Here is a 17,318-nt window from a genome sequence, read left to right on the forward strand (position 1 = left end):
CTGCGCAGTCGATCGCAGCCTCGTACCTCGGCAGCGGCTACCGGCCCGTGTAGCCGCTGGCGATAGCCTGCGATCGGCCGCGCAGCGGTCGTACGAAGTTTGTCTGGCCTCTCACGGGGCATCTGCCATGGCCTGTGGCCGCACGGCTGGCGCCAGCGGCGACCAGGAACGGTCGCTATTGCGCCTCCCACAAGTGTTGCGTTAGACCTTACACTGGAGCCTTGCGCTGTTCGCCATTCTGGATGTTTTCGCTCATGCCGCTATTGCCCGATTCAGAAACCGACACTGATCCATCCAACGTCCAGACCAAGGTCGTGCCGCCACGCGGGGCGCGCTTGCTGCTTGCCCGAGAAGGGCTTCTGGCGCGCTTGATGGAGGCGCGCCGACAGCGCTGCGTGGTGATCCAGGGCCCAGCCGGCAGCGGCAAGACCAGCACCCTGCTGGCCTGGCGGCGTGAACTGCTGGCACTGAATTTCGATGTGGCCTGGTTGTCGTTGTCAGCCGATGACAATGACCTGGAGCGTTTCTGCCATTGCCTGCAGGCAAGCCTTGCTGAAATAGACCCCACGCTGGTGCGCGAAGCCGGTTTCCTGCTGGGGCGCGACACGGGTGAAATGGCGCTGGAACATTGGGTCATTACCCTGGTGCAAAGCATTGCCGGCCACGGGCGTGAGTTGGTGCTGATGCTCGATGACCTGCACCATGTGCAGGACCCGTTCATCATCCAGGCCCTGCACTGGTTGCTCGACTACGCACCCGCCAGGCTGCACCTGGTGTTCTGTTCGCGGGTGGCCCCGCCGGTGGTCCTCGCACGCTTTCGTGGTCGCGGGCAGGTCAGTGATTTCGACCTGCGCGACCTGCGTTTCAGCGCTGAAGAGTCGGAGCGCTTTCTGCGTGAGCAACTGGGCAGCATTGATCCTCGCGATGCGGCGGTGCTGCATGAACTGACCGATGGCTGGATTGCGGGGCTGCAGCTGTTTGCCGTAGACCTGAAGGCCAAGCAGGGCGGCCGCTTCGACCGGGTGCAGGTGCGCGACCCCGGAGCCTTTGCCAGCTACTTCGAACGCGAAGTGCTGGTACGCCTGGCGCCCGAAGACTTGCGCCTGCTGACGCGGGTATCGATCTGCGAGCGCTTTTGCGCCTCGCTGTGTGCAACCCTGCTCGGCCAACCCCATGCCATTGCCCGGATGCTCACCCAATTGACCCGCCTGGACAGCGACAACCTGTTCATCACTCAGGTCAAGAGTCATGACCAGGAGACCTGGTATCGCCTGCACCCATTGTTGGGCAAGGTCCTGCACAGTCGCCTGGAGGCCGAGGCGGATACTCGCCCGACCGAGCTGCACGCTGCTGCCCGGGGATGGTTCAGCGCCCACGGTCACCTCGACGAGGCCGTGCGCCATGCGGTGAAGGCAGGCGATGCCGAAGCCGCTGCCGATATCGTCGAAGCCTGTGCCTACGACTTGCTCAACAAGGGCAACCTCAGCCAGGTTTCGGGGTTGTTGCGCAGCCTGCCAGCCGAGCAGACCGCCAGCCGCATCGGCTTGCAATTGGTGATGGCGCACCTGTCGCTGTACGCCCGCAATTACCCCGCTGTCGAGCAAAGCATGGCCGAACTGCGCCGCCAGCATGCCGTGCTCGACCGCAATCAACGGCATGTATTTACCGTGCTGCAAGGCAGCCTGGCACTGTTCAAGGACGATACCGAAGCCCTGTTGGCATTGCTGCCTGCGCTGCTGGCCATTCCTGACGATGCCGACGATTTTGCCTACTCCGGGCGTTGCAACACCCTGGCCTGGCTGTACATGTACCAGGGCGAGTTCGAGCGGGCCCGGGCGGTACTCAAGGACGGTGAACGCTTGCAGGGCTCGCCGCGTCGCAGCCTGGTGGGGCGCTGCTTCACCGGCATGAGCCTGGCCCTGGAGGGTCGCACAACCGAAGCCGAGCACCTGTACCGCGAGGTACTCGAACAGGCGGAAAGCCAGGGCGTGGCCTACCTGATCGTCAGCAGCATGGCGGCGGCGCTGCTGGGGATGGCGCTGTACGAGCAGGGCGATTATGAGGCTGCGTGCCAATTGCTGGAGCCGCGCATGAAGCTGCTGCAGCGCGTGGCCATTCCCGACAGCGTGCTGCAGGCCATGCAGACCCTGGCCACGGCCCACTGGCTCGCGGGTAGGCACACTGAGGCCTGGGGTTGGGTTGAACGGTTGGAGCAGTTTGCCTGCAGTTACAACCTCGACCGATTGCTCGCGGCGGCGTTGATACTGCGCATGCGCTGGGCGCAGCAGGGCGGTGATGAAACACAGGCAGATGCTGTGTTGCAGCGTATCGAACAGCTCGACCAGAGCGATGGCCCGCAAGGCGCAGGGACTGCCCTGGAGGTCCGGATCATTGCCCGTCGCGCCGCCAGCGAGCGGCGCCTGCACCAGGGCAACCTTCAGGATGCCGGGCAGCAGTTGCAGGCACTGATCGACACCTCGCGCCAGCATCGGCGCTGGCGCCGGGTGGTCCCCATGCTCTTGCAGCTGGCAGTCAGCGAGCATGGCCTGGGGCGACCCCGAGAGGCGCGTGAGCTCATCATGGAAGCGCTGCGCCAGGGCCATCGCCTGGGCCTGGTACGCAGCCTGCTGGATGCCTGGCCGGGGGGGGTGGCACTGCTCCAGGCGTGGCTGGAAGACGGCGCGCCTGACCCGGTGCTGGCGTTCTATACCCGGCGTTTGCTCGACATCGCCCGCAGCACGGCGGCAATCCAGGCGCAGGTCACAGACGCCGACAGCCCGAAAGTGCTCAGTGCCCGGGAACTGGATGTGCTCAGCCTGGTAGCCCGGACGCTGCCGAACAAGAAGATTGCCAGGGTGCTGAACCTGTCACCGGAAACGGTGAAGTGGCACATGAAGAACATCTTCTACAAGCTGGGGGTCACCGGTCGCGACGAGGCGATTGCCAAGGCTCGCGACCTGGACCTGAAACTCCCCGACAACACCGCGCTGTGATCAGCGCGGCTTCAAGGCATTTCCGATAAAGGTCGCCTTGCCCCGGGCGACCAGGCGCTCACCGTCGAGCAGGTCGAGGCTGGCGTGGTACAGGGTGCGACCCAGGCGGTGGATCTGTACATGCGCTTCGATCCAGGCCCCCAGCGGTGCCGGGCACAGGTAATCCATGCTCAGGTTGATGGTCGCTGGGGGCATTTCGCTGCCAGCGGCAAACTTGAGCGCGCGGCCGAAGGCCGTATCGGCCAGGGTGGCGAGAAAGCCGCCGTGAGCGATTCCCAGCGGGTTCAAGTGCTCGGGGCGGATTCTCGCGGCTATCACGGTGCGCTGCGGATGGAAATACAAGCCGGTGCATTGCGCCACGAAGCCACTGGGCACCATCGGCACAAAGCCGTCCAGTGGTGCATCGTCGCTGGCCAACGCAGCACCCTGGGCAAGGGTGGTGCTCATGATGGCTCGCTCCTGGCCGGCCGAGGCCAGCGGTAGCGCAACGGTTCCTTGCGCATGAAGCGTGCAGTGGCGTCCTTGAAGTAGTCACCCGACATGGCAATGGCCTGGGCCCAGGCTTCATCACTCAACTGGCTGTGCCAGTCATTGTTCAACGATTGGGCCAGCAGGCGCTTGGTCATGGCAAACGCAGAGGGTGATTGTTCGCTCATGCTGCGGGCCAGTTCGCTGGCCCTGGCGTGCAAGCCGGCAGTGGCCACGACCTCCAGCAGGATGCCCATCTCCAGGGCCTGGGCGGCGGTGACTTCGCGTGCCGAGTAGATCAACTCGCGGGCCTTTTGCAGGCCCACCAGCCGAGGCAGGATGTAGGTGGCGCCCATATCGGGCACGGCGCCGATACGCGCGAACGCCATGCTGAACCGCGCGCGCTCCGAGGCCAGGGTGAAGTCCGCCGCCAGGGCCAGGCTGAAACCGGCGCCAGCGGCAACGCCATCCACCGCGGCAATGACCGGGCAGGGCAGCGCGACCAGTTCGGCCACTACACGGTGGGTTACTTCCATGCGTGTGCGCAGCTCTGCCGCTGAGCAGTCCATGCGTGACATGCCGCCGACATCGCCGCCGGCGCAAAAGTCTTCACCGGCGCCGGTGAGTACGACGGCGCGCAGGTGCGGGTCGCGGCGAATCTCGTCCAGCGCTTGCAGCAACGCTGTGCCCATCTCGCTGTTATAGGCGTTCTTGACGCCCGGGCGTGACATCACCAGGGTGGCCACGCCCTCGTGCCTGGAAAACTCAAGTACCGACATGGGAAACCTCCGTTCCAGCAACAAAAACGCCCCGGCCTTGGCAGCCGGGGCGCATCGGATGTATCAGAAAGTGCGTGCGATCAGCTCTTTCATGACTTCGTTGGAGCCGCCGTAGATACGCATTGGACGGGTGTTGATGTAGAGACGGGCAATCGGGTACTCGAGCATGTAGCCGTAGCCACCGTGCAGCTGCAGGCACTCGTCGATGATTTGGCAGGCCTGGGTCGAGGTCCACCACTTGGCCTTGGCTGCCGTGGTTGCATCGAGCTGATGGTTGACCATCTTGCTCATGCAGTCGTCGATGAAGGTGCGCGCGATGGTGACGGTGGTCTGCATCTCGGCCAGCTTGAAACGAGTGTTCTGCATGTCCAGCAGCGGCTTGCCGAAGACCTTGCGATCCTGGGTGTACTTGATGGTTTCTTCTACGGCACGTTCCATCGAGCCCAGGGCGTTCATGGCAATGAACATGCGCTCTTCGGGCAGTTGCTGCATCAGTTGCACAAAGCCTTGGCCTTCCTGCGGGCCGAGCAGGTTTTCCACCGGCACGCGCACGTCGTCGAAGAACAGCTCGGAGGTGTCCTGGCCTTTCTGCCCGAGCTTGTCGAGGATGCGGCCGCGACGGAAGCCCGGCAGGTCCTTGGTTTCCAGCACGATGATCGAGATGCCCTTGGCGCCCAGGCTTGGGTCGGTCTTGCACACCAGCAGAACCAGGTCGGCGAGGTAGCCGTTGGTGATGAAGGTTTTGGAGCCATTGATGACGTAATGGTCGCCTTCGCGAATGGCCTTGGTCTTGACGTTTTGCAGATCGGTGCCGGCGCCGGGCTCGGTCATGGCGATGGCGGCGACCAGCTCGCCGCTGGCCATGCGCGGCAGCCAGCGCTGTTTTTGCGCTTCACTGGCGTAGCGCAGGATGTAGTGGGCGCTGATGGCGCTGTGGACGTTGGTGCCCAGGCTGGTGGCAACGGCGCGAGCGAGTTCGTAGCCGATGATTGCGTTGTGGGCATGGCTGCCGCCGCCACCGCCGTATTCTTCGGGGATGCCGGGGCAGAGCATGCCCATTTCGCCGGCCTTGAACCAGGTCTGGCGGTCGACGTGCTGTTGCTTGGCCCAGCGCTCTTCGTGGGGCACCAGTTCTTCGGCGGCGAAGCGGCGTACCGATTGCTGGAAGATCGCCATGTCTTCGGTTAGCCAGGAGGGTCTGTAGTCGCTCATTGCGGTCCTTGGGTCGGTTGGGGGCTGTGCGGTCATGCTAGGTGGCCGGCCGCGCGGGCAGGGAGCGCCGAAGGGATGATGCTGTGGACGATGCGTGGGCTCGTTCAAAGGGAGGAGTCGGGGGAGGGGCGGGCGTGCCCCGCGATCTGGCTCTTGCGTGCTGGCCATCGCGGGGCAAGCCCGCTCCCACAGGAATTTGTATGCACCGGTGGGCGTGGGCTTGCCCCGCGACGTTACCCCACCCCTTACTCCCGCCCCTCGTTCCTTCGAACGCCTCCCTGGTTGATCCGTAACTTCATCCCTTCGACGGTCGTAGCGCCACCCTTGCCACTCCTAGGATGGGCACCACAACGACCACCGGCCGGCCGGGCGGTTACCCCTCTGAAGTGCATGGCAAAGGACACGAATCGATGAACGACAAAGTGGTGGTAGCCGGGGTTGGCATGATCCCGTTCTCCAAACCCGGTGCAAGCCCCAGCTACACCGACATGGGCGCGCAAGCCACACGCCTGGCGCTCAAGGACGCAGGCATCGACTACGACAAGATCCAGATGGCCTTCACCGGCTATGTCTACGGTGACTCCACCTGCGGCCAGACCGCCCTGTATGAAGTCGGCCGCACGGGTATCCCGATCGTCAACGTCAACAACAACTGCTCCACTGGCTCCACCGCGCTGTACCTGGCCCGCGCCGCGGTGCAGAGCGGCCAGGCCGATTGCGTGCTGGCCCTGGGCTTCGAGCAAATGCAGGCCGGTGCGCTGAAGTCCCACTGGGACGACCGCCCGCAGACCCGCGCGAGTGTCGTTCATGTGATGGAAGACCTGACCCGCGATGTCGACCTGCCACGCGCCCTGAAAACCTTCGGCGGTGCCGGTCGCGAGCACATGCAGAAGTACGGCACCCGCATGGAAACCTTCGCCGCGATCCGCGCCAAGGCCAGCCGCCATGCCGCCAACAACCCGTTGGCACTGTTCAAGAACATCGTCAGCACCGAAGAGGTGATGAACGACAAGGTCATGTGGCCCGGTGTCATGACCCGCCTGATGGCCTGCCCACCCACCTGTGGTGCCGCCGCCGCGGTTGTCTGCTCGCCAGCCTTCGCCAAGAAGCACGGCCTGCGCAGCGATGTAGTGATCCTGGCCCAGTCGATGGTCACCGACCCTGTGGAGTCGTTCGACCCGCCGTCGATGATCGCCTATGCCGGTTTTCACATGGCTCAGCGCGGCGCCAACCTGGTCTACGAGGCGTCCGGCTTCGGGCCACAGGACGTGCGCGCGGTGGAGCTGCATGACTGCTTCGCCCACAACGAGCTGCTCACCTACGAAGCCCTGGGCCTGTGCCCGGTAGGCGGCGGCGAGCAGTTTGTACACGACGGCGACAACACCTACGGCGGCCAGGTGGTGACCAATCCCTCCGGTGGCCTGCTTTCCAAGGGCCATCCCCTGGGTGCCACCGGCCTGGCCCAGTGCTACGAACTGACCCATCAGCTGCGCGGCACGGCCGGCAAGCGCCAGGTCGATGAGCTGAACATCGCTTTGCAACACAACCTGGGCCTGGGCGGCGCCTGTGTGGTGACCATGTTCGGCCGTAACTGAGCCCGACGGCCCCTTACAACAACAAAAGGAACGAGACACATGGCTGACAAAAACCTGATCGGGCACAAGCTCGGGGTATTCAATACCGAGGTGGAGAAAGGCCGCTTGCGCTTCTTCGCCAAGGCTATCGGCGAAACCGACGCCGTCTACACCGATGAAGCTGCGGCCAAGGCCGCCGGCCACAAGTCGCTGCCGGTTCCGCCGACGTTTCTGAAGTGCCTGGAAGGCGAGGGTCGCGACCTGAACACCTTCCTCAAGCTGGTGGACTTCGACCTGGGCCGCATCCTGCACGCCGAGCAGTCGTTCGTGTACCACAAGATGGCCTACGCCGGCGACGTGCTGACCTTCGACGCGACGATCACCGATGTCTACGAGAAGAAGGGCGGGGCCCTGCAGTTCGTGGTCACCGAGTCGCGGGTGACCAACCAGGACGGCGAGCACATCGCCGATGTCCGTTCGTCTCTTGTCCAGCGCTGAGGAATTGCCGATGTCCCTTGCCAACCACGTTCAGTTTTCCGATATCCAGGTCGGCGACGAAGTGCCGCTGCTCAAGCTGCAGCCCGTCAACCGCACCACCCTGGCCTTGTACTGCGGGGCCTCGGGCGACCACAACCCGATCCACGTCGACATCGACTTCGCCCGTAAGTCGCGCATGCCCGATGTGTTCGCCCACGGCATGCTCTCGGCCGCCTACCTGGGTCGCCTGCTGACCCAATGGGTACCCCAGCAGCAAGTGCGCGCCCTGTCGGTGCGCTTCACCGGCATCACCCAGCTGGGCCACGTGCCGACCTGCAGTGGCAAGGTCACTGAAAAATTCGAAGAGAACGGCGAAAAGCGCGTGCGCCTGACCATTCGCTGCGCCAACCAGTACGGCGAAGACAAGCTGCTCGGCGAAGCCGTGATCGCCCTGGCCTGATCCTCAACCCCACGTTTAAGGAACTGATTGATGAAAAAGCTTGAAGGCAAAGTAGCCCTGGTGACCGGTTCCGGTCGTGGTATCGGTCGTGAAGTGGCGCTGCAACTGGCCGCCTATGGCGCCAAGCTGGTGATCAACGATCTGGACGCAGAGCCGGCCGAAGAAGTGGTTGCGACCATCCGCAACGCCGGTGGCGAAGCGGTTGCCTGTGTGGGCAGCGTCACTGCGCCGGACTTTGCCGAGCGTCTGGTCAAGACCGCTGTCGACAACTTCGGCGCCATTGACATCATCGTCAACAACGCCGGTTTCACCTGGGACAACGTGATCCAGAAGATGAGCGACGAACAGTGGTACGCCATCATGGACTGCCACCTGACCGCGCCGTTCCGCATTTTGCGCGCCGCCCAGCCAGTGATCAGCGCCGCCGCCAAGAAAGAAGCCGCCGAAGGCCGCGAAGTGCTGCGCAAGGTGGTCAACATTTCCTCCGGCGCCGCCGGCGGCAACGTTGGCCAGAGCAACTACTCCTCGGCCAAGGCCGGCATGCTGGGCCTGACCAAGACCCTGGCCAAGGAGTGGGGCCGCCTGAAGGTCAATGTCAACGCCGTGGCCTTCGGCCTGGTCGAGACCCGCCTCACTCAGGCCCTGGCCGGTGAAGACAGCAAGACCGTCAACATCGAAGGACGCGAGATCAAGGTTGGCGTGCAGCAGTCGCGTCTGGACAGCGCCAGCCAGACCATCCCCCTCGGTCGTCCGGGCAAGCCCGAAGAAGCCGCCGGTGCGGTGGTGATGTTCTGCCTGCCCGAGTCCGACTACTGCTCCGGCCAGGTCATCTACTGCGGTGGCGGCCCAGGCTCCAACTTCTGATCGCTTTTTTGCCCTGCAGCCCCCGGCGTCTTTGACGCCAGGGGCGCTTCGAACATGAGGTCCGTGCAATGCTGGAAAACTACCGCTCACCCTGGATGACCGAAGACCTGGAGCAGTTTCGCGACATGGTCCAACGTTTTGCCAAGGAGTACATGGAACCCAACGAACTGCACTGGCGCGAGCAACATTGCGCCGACCGCGCCGCCTGGCTGAAGGCTGGCGAGCTCGGCCTGATCCTGCCGGATGTGGGTGAAGAGTACGGCGGCGCCGGTGGCAGCATCGGCCACTACGCCTGTGTGGTGCAGACCATGAGCGCCTTTGGTGGCGGTCTGGGCCTGGGCCTGAGCCACATCGTGGCGCATTACATTCTTGAGTCCGGCACCGAGGCTCAGAAGAAGCACTGGCTGCCCAAGATAGGCTCCGGCGAGGTGATCTGCGCCATCGCCATGACCGAACCGGGCGCCGGCTCCGACCTGCAGTCGGTACGCACCCGCGCGGTGAAACAAGGCGACAAGTACGTCATCAATGGCGCCAAGACCTTTATCAGCAATGGCCAGACCTGCGACATGGTGCTGGTGATTGCCAAGACCGACATCAGCCAGGGCGCCAAGGGCGTTTCGCTGTTCATGGTCGACACCAATACCCCCGGTTTCCGTCGCGGCAAGCTGCTGAGCAAGATCGGCATGCACGCCCAGGACACCTCGGAGATGTTCTTCGACGACGTCGAAGTGCCGGCTGATTGCCTGCTGGGCGAAGTGGAGGGCAGGGGCTTCTACACCCTGATGAGCCAGCTGCCGTACGAACGTGCGCAGATTGGTGTTGGCGCCGTTGCCGTGATGGAGCGCGCGCTGCGCCTGACCGTGGAGTACACCAAGGACCGCAAGGCCTTCGGCAAGCCGGTCATCGACTTCCAGAACAGCCGCTTCGTACTCGCTGACGTCAAGGCCACCGTGCTGGCTGCCAAGACCTTTGTCGACCTGATCGTGCAGCGCTGGATCGACGGCACCCTGGACACCACGCTGGCCTCGATGGGCAAGTTCTGGCTGACCGAGCGCCAGGGTGAGGTGCTCGATCGTTGCCTGCAGTTGTTTGGCGGCTACGGCTACATGAACGAGTACCCGATCGGGCGCATGTGGGCCGACGCCCGGGTGGCACGCATCTACGGCGGTTCCAACGAAATCCAGCGCGAGGTGGTTGCCCGCTCACTGTAGACCTGATGACAGGCAGGGCTGGCGTCGCGTCGGCCCGCCGCACAGCGCGACTCGATCCAAATCAATCCAAAAATAAAAAGTTATTTGGAGTTCAGCATGTACATCACTCAAGGACTGCATCGTCAATTGCAGAGCCGACCGCAAGCGGTGGCCATCCGCGCCCAGGGCCGCAGCACCACTTACGCCGAGTACGGCGACCGGGTGGCGCGGCTGGCCAGTGCACTGAAAGGGTTGGGGGTTGCCAGCGGCGATCGCGTGGCGATGCTTGCATTCAACTGCCAGCGTTACCTGGAGTACTACCTGGCAGTGCCGTGGGCCGATGCCGTGGTCAACCCGGTGAACTTTCGCTGGAGTGTCGCCGAAATCGTCTACTCGCTGGATGATTCGGAAACCACCGTGCTGATCGTTGACGATCATCACAAAGACATCGGGCAAACCATTCTCGAGCAATCCCAGACCCTGCGCCAAGTGATCTACGCCGGCGATGGCCCGACGCCGGCGGGAATGCTCAACTATGAAACCCTGATTGCCAACAGCGCTGCCGTGGAAGATGCACGGCGCGGTGGCGATGCCTTGCTGGGCATCTTCTATACCGGCGGCACCACCGGCTTCCCCAAGGGCGTGATGCTCAGCCACACCAACGTCGCGTTCTCGGCAATGAACTCGGTCAATACCGGCAAGTGCGGCGTCGATGCGCGCTTCCTGCACTCGATGCCGATGTTTCACCTGGCCGACTTCGCCGCCATGGTGGCGCTGTTCGTCACCGGCGGCACCCATATTGTGCTGCAAGGGTTCACCCCTAAAGGCGCATTGGAGGCCATCGAGCAGGAGCAGGTCAACGAAGTGTTGTTGGCCCCGACCATGATCCAGATGCTGCTGGACTATCACCAGGGCGAAGGTCGGCACCTGGATGTCAGTGCGCTGAAGCGGGTCGGCTATGGTGCGTCGACCATCACCCCGGCACTGCTCGACCGCGCCCGCGCCATGTTCATCAACGCCGAGTTCTCCCAGGGTTATGGCATGACCGAACTGGCGCCGGTGGCCACTACCCTGGGCGCCGAGTACCACACCCCCGAGCACCAGGCCAGCGGCAAGATGTACTCGGCCGGGCTGCCTGGTATCTGCGTGGAAGTCCGAATCGTCGACGCCCAGGACAACGAAGTGCCACGCGGCACCGTGGGCGAGATCATCGTGCGCGGTCCGAATGTGATGCTCGGTTACTGGAAAAAACCCGAAGCCACTGCCGAAGCCCTGCGCGGCGGCTGGATGCACACCGGTGACGGCGGCTACATGGACGAGGACGGTTTCGTCTACATCTGCGATCGGCTCAAGGACATGGTGGTCAGCGGCGGCGAGAACATCTACAGCGCCGAAGTCGAAACCGCTATCGCCAGCCACCCGGCGGTAGCCCAGAGCGCGGTGATCGGCATTCCCTGCAAGAAGTGGGGCGAGACCGTGCACGCGGTGATCATTCTCAAGCCCGGCGTCACCGCCAGTGGTGAGGAAATCATCGGTCATTGCCGTGAGCGGATCGCCGGCTACAAGGTGCCCCGCAGCATCGAGTTTCGCGATTCGTTGCCGTTGACCAGTGTCGGCAAGGTGCTGAAGACCGAGCTGCGCAAGCCGTTCTGGGAGAACCAGAAGCGCGGAATCGCCTGAGTTCCTGAGTACTGCGCGGCCAGGGACGGCCGCGCGTTTGTTCCGTTTTCGCAAAGACCAGAACCGCACCCTCTAGTGCGGCACGCCTTCCTTGCGCACCTGTATACCGGAGTCATCATGAACCTGACGAGAATGCGTGGAGCCCGCGCTCCGCACCTGTTGGCCGTCGCCGTCGCGCTTGCCGTGCAATCCCAGGCCAATGCCAAGGATTTCAGCATTGGCGAAATCGAAGGCAGCTTCGATTCATCGCTGTCGATTGGCGCCAGCTGGGCCGTGCGCGGGCCGGATCCTGACTTTATCTCCAACTTCAACTCCCAAGGAGTGCGTGGCAACGCGTCCTCGCGCACCAACGACGACAACCGCCTGAACTTCAAGAAGGGCGAGACCTTTTCGAAGATCTTCAAGGGCGTTCACGACCTGGAACTCAAGTACGGCCAGAGCGGCGTGTTTGTGCGCGGCAAGTACTGGTACGACTTCGAGCTCAAGGATGAAAGCCGCCAGTTCTACGACATCGACGACAGCGGCCGTGATCGTGCGGCCAAATCGTCGGGGGCCATGTTTCTCGACAGCTTCGTCTACCACAACTACAACCTCGGCTCGCTGCCGGGCAACGTGCGGGTCGGCAAGCAGGTGGTGAGCTGGGGCGAGAGCACCTTCATCGGCAACTCGATCAACAGCATCAACCCCATCGACGTCGCCGCCCTGCGTCGCCCTGGCGCCGAAGTGAAGGAAGGCCTGATCCCGGTCAACATGTTCTACCTGTCCCAGGGACTGACCGACAGCCTGACCGCCGAGATGTTCTACCAGATCGAGTGGGAAAGCTCGGTCATCGACAACTGCGGCACCTTCTTCGGCAACGACGTCACCCCGCAGGGCTGTAACGACCGTGCGGTACTGGCCGGCCTCGACCTGCCGCCGGGCGTTGCGAACAACACCGGCACGCCTGGGGTAGCCGACGATGCCTACATTCCGCGCACCAAGACGCGCGACGCCCGTGACAGTGGCCAGTACGGCCTGGCGCTGCGCTGGTATGTGCCGGAGCTGAACGAGACCGAGTTCGGCTTCTATGCCATGAACTACCACAGCCGCAACCCGAGCCTGGACTTCACCCGTGCCACCAGCACCAGCAACCAGGTCGCGGCCATTCGCACCGCCAGCTACAACGTGGTGTACCCCGAGGATGTACGCCTGTACGGCGTGAGTTTTGCCACCAACGTCGACGGCACCTCGATCGGCGGCGAGGTCAGCTACCGGCCGAACATGCCGCTCAACCTCAACGGCGCCGACATCAACCTGGCCGCTATCGGCAACGCTGCCTCGCCGTTGTTCCAGAGCGGCAACTCGGTGAACGTCGCAGGTGCCGATATCGACGGCTACAAGCGCATGCCGGTGCTGCAGGCGCAGGTCAGTGCCACGCACTTCTTCGACCAGGTGATGGGCAGCGACCGCCTGACCCTGGTGGGCGAGGTGGGCTACAACCACATCAACGGCCTGGGCTCCAGCGACGGCACCGACCTGCGCTTTGGCCGCAACACCGTGTTTGGCGCCGGCGAACTGGTCAACCAGGCCGTGTGCGTGGGCGCCAACCAGCCGGTACCGGGCCAGCCGGGCGTGACCGCGGCCAGCAACCCGCAGCAGGAATGCAACAGCCACGGCTTCTACACCAGCAGCTCCTGGGGCTACCGCCTGCGCGGCAAGTTCGATTACCCCAACGTGATTGCCGGCATCAACCTGTCGCCCAACATCGCCTGGTCCCATGACGTGGACGGTGTTGGCCCGAACTTCGAGGAAGGCACCAAGGCCGTGAGCCTGGGGCTGGATGCCGAATACCTGAACACTTACACCGCCAGCCTGAGCTACACCGACTACTTCGGCGGCAAGTGGAACACCAACACTGATCGCGACTACGTCGCCCTCAGCTTCGGCGTGAACTTCTGATTCGCATCAGAGAGGAGAACAACAATGAAACCTGCACGTCTTTTGCTCACCGCCTGCACCCTGTCCCTGTCCCTGTCACTGGTGGCCGCCAGCGTCATGGCCGCTGTTTCCCCTGAGGAGGCGGCCAAGCTTGGCACCAGCCTCACCCCGATAGGCGCGGAAAAAGCCGGCAACGCCGACGGCAGCATCCCGGCCTGGACCGGCGGTCTCAAGGCCGACGCAGCCCCTGTGCAAAACGGCTTCATGGGCAATCCCTACGCCAGTGAAAAGCCGCTGTTCATCATCACCGCCGCCACCGCCGAGCAGTACAAGGACAAGCTGACCCCTGGCCAGCAGGCCCTGTTCAAACGCTACCCCGACACCTACAAGATGCCGGTGTACAAGACCCAGCGCAGCGCGGTGCTGCCGCAGACGGCCTACGACGCGGCGAAGAAAAGCGCGGTGACCACCGAAGCGGTCAACGATGGCTACTCGCTGAAGAACTTCAACGATATCCACTACTTTGCCTTCCCGATTCCCAAGAATGGCCTGGAAGTGGTGTGGAACCACCTGACCCGCTACCGCGGTCATAGCTACATCAACTCCCAGGTCCAGGCCACGCCGCAGGTCAACGGCAGCTTCACCCCGGTGCAGATCGAGATTGCCAGTGGCTTTCCCTGGTTGATGAGCGATGCCAAACCCAAGGACATCAACAACATCCTGTTCTTCGCCAAGCAGACGGTGACCTCGCCAGCGCGCATGGCCGGCAACGTCACGCTGATCCACGAGACCCTCGACCAGGTCGCCGAGCCGCGCATGGCCTGGGCCTACAACGCCGGCCAGCGCCGGGTCCGCCGTGCGCCACAAGTGGCCTACGATGGCCCGGGGACTGCCGCCGACGGCCTGCGCACCGCCGACAACGCCGACATGTACAACGGCGCACCGGACCGCTACGACTGGAAGCTGGTGGGCAAGAAGGAAATCTACATTCCCTACAACAGCTACAAGCTGCAGTCGCCGTCGCTCAAGTACACCGACGTCATCCAGCCGGGGCATATCAACCAGGACCTGACCCGCTACGAGCTGCACCGGGTATGGGAAGTGGTGGGCACGCTGAAGTCCGGTTCGCGGCATATCTATGCCAAGCGCCACATGTTCTTTGACGAAGACACCTGGACCGCAGTGGAGATCGACCACTACGACGGCCGTGGCCAACTGTGGCGTGTCAGCGAAGGGCACACCTTCACCGACTACGTGCAGAAGCTGACCGCCTTCGCTGGCATCGGTACCTATGACTTGATGGCCGGACGCTACGTGGTGTCCAACCTCGGCAACGAAAACAAACAGGGCATCAACTACGCCTACCAGCCGAGCGTCAACGATTTCACCCCGGCCGCGCTGCGCAACGCCGGTATCCGCTAGAACTATCGGTATGGTCTGTTCGCCCCTGTGCGGGCGGACAGCCTCTTTGTTCCCCTTGAGGCTGTCTGATTCTGGAGATTTGTGATGTCGCAAAAACCTTACGTCGTGGGCGTCGGTATGATCCCGTTCGTCAAACCGGGCACCAGCGGTACTTACATCGAGATGGGCTCGCAAGCCATTCGCCTGGCCTTGCAGGACGCCGGCCTGGATTACGGCCTGGTGCAGCAAGCCTATGCCGGTTATGTGTACGGTGATTCCACCAGCGGCCAGGCGGCCCTGTATGAAGTGGGTATGAGTGGCATTGCGGTGGTCAACGTCAACAACAACTGCTCCACCGGTTCCAGCGCGCTGTTCCTGGCGCGCCAGGCGGTGGAGAGCGGGGCAGTTGACTGTGCCCTGGCGTTTGGCTTCGAGCAGATGCAACCGGGTGCGCTGAAGTCGGCGTGGGATGACCGCCCTGCGGCCACCACGCACATGACCCAGTCGGTGATCAAAGAGCTGACCGCCGATGTGGGCGATATGCCTAGTGCATTGCGCATGTTCGGCGGTGCCGGGCGTGAGCACATGCACAAGTACGGCACGCAGATGAGCACCTTCGCGGCCATTCGCGCCAAGGCCAGCCGTCATGCCGCCAACAACCCGCTGGCCTTGTTCCGCAAAGTGGTAACCACCGAAGACGTGATGAACGACCAGGTGATCTGGCCGGGTGTCATGACTCGCCTGATGGCGTGCCCGCCAACCTGTGGCGCGGCGGCGGCGATTATCTGCTCCGAAGCCTTTGCCAAGAAACATGGCCTCAATACCGACGTGGTGATCCTGGCCCAGGCCTTGACCACCGACACCGCGATTTGCCACGAGAGCAAGTCGATGATCGAAGTGGTCGGTTTCGACATGGCGCAGCGGGCGGCCAAGACCGTCTACGAGAAGGCGGGTGTCGATCCGCTGGACATCCGCGTGGTCGAGCTGCATGACTGCTTTGCCCACAACGAACTGCTGACCTACGAATCGCTGGGGTTGTGCCCGGTGGGTGGGGCCGAGCGCTTTGTGCTCGATGGCGACAACAGCTATGGCGGCCAGGTGGTGACCAACCCCTCGGGTGGCTTGTTGTCCAAGGGGCATCCGCTGGGTGCGACAGGGCTTGCACAATGTTATGAGCTGACGCATCAGCTGCGCGGCACTGCTGACAAACGTCAGGTGGAAGGTACCAGCCTTGCACTGCAACACAACCTGGGTCTGGGTGGTGCTTGTGTGGTGACGTTGTACGGACGTAGCTGATCGTAAGCCGTAGTGTTTGCCGGGCCGTGTGCCCGGCTTTTTTTGCCTGGCCATCCAGCACACCGGGTGTTGCCTGGACCACGGCCGCTGCGCAGCAGTCGCCAGATGAGCGCAATGATCTTGAGGCACGACCGCTTCGCGGCCGATCGCAGGCTGTCGCCAGCGGTTGCATCGGCGTGGTAGCCGCTGCCGAGGCACGAGGCTGCGATCGGCTGCGCAGCAGTCGCGATGGGGCTCAATCCTTGACCAGTGCCCGCAATGCCGCTTTTGTCTCGGGGGCCTGGAGCCGCTCGATGAACAGCAGGCTTTCACGCCGAACGGCGGCTTCCAGCTCCGCCCGGTGGGTATCTTTGAGCAACCGCTTGCTGACCCGTAATGCGTCCTGCGGCAGGGCTTGCAAGCGCGCCGCCAGTTGCCGCGCCGCTGCCAGGCACTGTTCGCCATCGTCATGCAGTTCGTTGGCCAGCCCCCATTCGACTGCCTGTTGGCCGCTGAGCATTTCATTGCACAGCAGCAACCGCGCCGCCCTGGCATGGCCCAGCAGTCGTGGCAGCAGCAAGCTGGAGCCAAATTCCGGGCACACGCCCAACGGCACGAACGGCATGCGCAATTTCGCCGAGCGGCTGACCAGTACCTGGTCGCAGTGCAACAGCAGGGTCGTGCCGATACCAATGGCCGCGCCCGACACTGCCGCAATCAAGGGTTTGTCCAGCGCCATCACCACGCGCATCAGGCGGAACACGGGGCTGTCCATGTCGCTGGGCGGGGAGTCGAGAAAGTCCTTGAGGTCGTTGCCAGCGCTGAAGCACTGGGTACCACCGGTGATGAGGATGACGTCGACCTGCGCGTCTTCCGCTGCAGCCAGCAGCAGGTCGCCCAGGAGGCTGTACATGGTGTTGTTCAGGGCGTTGAGTTTGTCTGGTCGGTTCAAGGTCAGGGTCACCAGGCCCTTATTGAAATCACGTGTAATCAGGTCGTTCATGGCAAGCCTTTGTTGTGGTTGTCGT

The 17,318-nt window shown here is 63.3% G+C and carries 14 protein-coding genes; 10 read left to right on the forward strand and 4 right to left on the reverse strand.

Features of this window, described 5'->3' with window-relative positions; genetic code table 11:
• Positions 1-254 precede the first annotated feature (254 nt).
• Positions 255-2,993, forward strand: a complete 2,739-nt coding sequence (locus H621_RS27340; RefSeq protein ID WP_051270665.1) for a winged helix-turn-helix domain-containing protein — start codon at positions 255-257, stop codon at positions 2,991-2,993.
• Here the strand turns inward: H621_RS27340 and H621_RS0119560 are convergent, their stop codons facing one another.
• The 3 genes from H621_RS0119560 to H621_RS0119570 form a co-directional block, all read right to left on the reverse strand.
• The gene (locus tag H621_RS0119560; protein ID WP_028944992.1) at positions 2,994-3,440 is read right to left on the reverse strand and encodes a PaaI family thioesterase; all 447 of its coding nucleotides are present in this window, start codon (positions 3,438-3,440) and stop codon (positions 2,994-2,996) included.
• Positions 3,437-4,240 carry an enoyl-CoA hydratase/isomerase family protein gene (locus tag H621_RS0119565; RefSeq protein ID WP_028944993.1) on the reverse strand — a complete coding sequence of 268 codons (804 nt, stop codon included), beginning with the start codon at positions 4,238-4,240 and terminating at the stop codon, positions 3,437-3,439. Before H621_RS0119565 ends, H621_RS0119560 begins: the two co-directional genes overlap by 4 nt.
• Positions 4,241-4,303: 63 nt before the next feature.
• Positions 4,304-5,452, reverse strand: coding sequence for an acyl-CoA dehydrogenase family protein (locus H621_RS0119570; RefSeq protein ID WP_028944994.1), 1,149 nt, complete (start codon positions 5,450-5,452; stop codon positions 4,304-4,306).
• Between the two features lie 410 nt (positions 5,453-5,862).
• Here H621_RS0119570 and H621_RS0119575 point away from each other — a divergent pair, with 410 nt between their 5' ends.
• The 9 genes from H621_RS0119575 (at position 5,863) to H621_RS0119615 (ending at position 16,311) form a co-directional block, all read left to right on the forward strand.
• The gene (locus H621_RS0119575; protein ID WP_028944995.1) at positions 5,863-7,047 is read left to right on the forward strand and encodes a lipid-transfer protein; all 1,185 of its coding nucleotides are present in this window, start codon (positions 5,863-5,865) and stop codon (positions 7,045-7,047) included.
• A 39-nt stretch (positions 7,048-7,086) separates the two neighbouring features.
• Positions 7,087-7,524, forward strand: coding sequence for a MaoC family dehydratase N-terminal domain-containing protein (locus H621_RS0119580; RefSeq protein ID WP_028944996.1), 438 nt, complete (start codon positions 7,087-7,089; stop codon positions 7,522-7,524).
• A 10-nt stretch (positions 7,525-7,534) separates the two neighbouring features.
• Positions 7,535-7,963: a MaoC family dehydratase gene (locus H621_RS0119585; RefSeq protein ID WP_028944997.1), complete on the forward strand. Its 429-nt coding sequence runs from the start codon at positions 7,535-7,537 to the stop codon at positions 7,961-7,963.
• A 30-nt stretch (positions 7,964-7,993) separates the two neighbouring features.
• Positions 7,994-8,827 (forward strand): SDR family NAD(P)-dependent oxidoreductase, encoded by an 834-nt coding sequence (locus tag H621_RS0119590; RefSeq protein WP_028944998.1) that lies wholly within the window; start codon positions 7,994-7,996, stop codon positions 8,825-8,827.
• A 68-nt stretch (positions 8,828-8,895) separates the two neighbouring features.
• The gene (locus H621_RS0119595) at positions 8,896-10,038 is read left to right on the forward strand and encodes an acyl-CoA dehydrogenase family protein (RefSeq protein ID WP_028944999.1); all 1,143 of its coding nucleotides are present in this window, start codon (positions 8,896-8,898) and stop codon (positions 10,036-10,038) included.
• Positions 10,039-10,134: 96 nt separating this feature from the next.
• A complete protein-coding gene (locus tag H621_RS0119600) occupies positions 10,135-11,697 on the forward strand; it encodes a long-chain-fatty-acid--CoA ligase (protein ID WP_028945000.1) in 1,563 nt (520 codons plus the stop codon).
• 117 nt (positions 11,698-11,814) lie between these two features.
• On the forward strand, positions 11,815-13,635 hold the full coding sequence (locus H621_RS0119605; RefSeq protein ID WP_028945001.1) for a DUF1302 domain-containing protein: 1,821 nt from the start codon (positions 11,815-11,817) through the stop codon (positions 13,633-13,635).
• 24 nt (positions 13,636-13,659) lie between these two features.
• The gene (locus H621_RS0119610; protein WP_028945002.1) at positions 13,660-15,036 is read left to right on the forward strand and encodes a DUF1329 domain-containing protein; all 1,377 of its coding nucleotides are present in this window, start codon (positions 13,660-13,662) and stop codon (positions 15,034-15,036) included.
• Between the two features lie 84 nt (positions 15,037-15,120).
• A complete protein-coding gene (locus tag H621_RS0119615) occupies positions 15,121-16,311 on the forward strand; it encodes a lipid-transfer protein (RefSeq protein WP_028945003.1) in 1,191 nt (396 codons plus the stop codon).
• Between the two features lie 235 nt (positions 16,312-16,546).
• Here H621_RS0119615 and H621_RS0119620 read toward each other — a convergent pair whose 3' ends face one another.
• Positions 16,547-17,293, reverse strand: a complete 747-nt coding sequence (locus tag H621_RS0119620) for an enoyl-CoA hydratase-related protein (RefSeq protein ID WP_028945004.1) — start codon at positions 17,291-17,293, stop codon at positions 16,547-16,549.
• Between the last annotated feature and the right edge of the window lie 25 nt (positions 17,294-17,318).

This window comes from Pseudomonas vranovensis DSM 16006, from assembly GCF_000425805.1.
Classification (GTDB): Bacteria; Pseudomonadota; Gammaproteobacteria; order Pseudomonadales; family Pseudomonadaceae; genus Aquipseudomonas; species Aquipseudomonas vranovensis.